The sequence below is a fragment of the Aeromonas sp. QDB25 genome (assembly GCF_027707725.1).
GTDB lineage: Bacteria > Pseudomonadota > Gammaproteobacteria > Enterobacterales > Aeromonadaceae > Aeromonas > Aeromonas caviae.
Window position 1 is genome coordinate 1 of sequence record NZ_JAPCIZ010000235.1, and the last position, 710, is coordinate 710.

Here is a 710-nt window from a genome sequence, read left to right on the forward strand (position 1 = left end):
CCGGTTCACCGGTGAATCTGCCATAGCTTTCAGTCTGCTCAGTGGTCAGAAAGTCAACGGGCATATCGGCCTCCCTGCCTGACGGGCATTTAGTAACATTTTTGCAACCGTACGAAATGTTATAAATTATCGGACATCGTAAAACTGTTACATTAATATGTCTATTAAATCGTAAATTTGTAATAATAGACATGAGTTGTCCGATATTCGATTTAAGGTACATTTTTATGCGACTTTTTGGTTACGCTCGGGTCTCAACCAGTCAGCAGTCTCTTGATCTTCAGGTCAGAGCACTCAAAGACGCAGGTGTGAAAGCAAACCGTATATTTACCGATAAGGCATCCGGCAGTTCAACAGACCGGGAAGGGCTGGATTTGCTGAGGATGAAGGTGGAGGAAGGTGATGTCATTCTGGTTAAGAAGCTCGACCGTCTTGGCCGCGACACTGCCGATATGATCCAACTGATAAAGGAATTTGACGCTCAGGGCGTGGCAGTCCGGTTCATTGATGACGGGATCAGTACCGACGGTGATATGGGGCAAATGGTGGTCACCATCCTGTCGGCTGTGGCACAGGCTGAACGCCGGAGGATCCTAGAACGCACGAATGAGGGCCGACAGGAAGCAAAGCTGAAAGGAATCAAATTTGGCCGCAGGCGTACCGTGGACAGGAACGTCGTGCTGACGCTTCATCAGAAGGGCACTGGTGCA

Annotated in this window: 1 protein-coding gene; it reads left to right on the plus strand. The window is 48.9% G+C overall.

Features of this window, described 5'->3' with window-relative positions; genetic code table 11:
* Positions 1-227: 227 nt before the first annotated feature.
* The coding region (locus PG883_RS23670) for a recombinase family protein (RefSeq protein ID WP_187195596.1) at positions 228-710 on the plus strand (483 nt) is incomplete at its 3' end.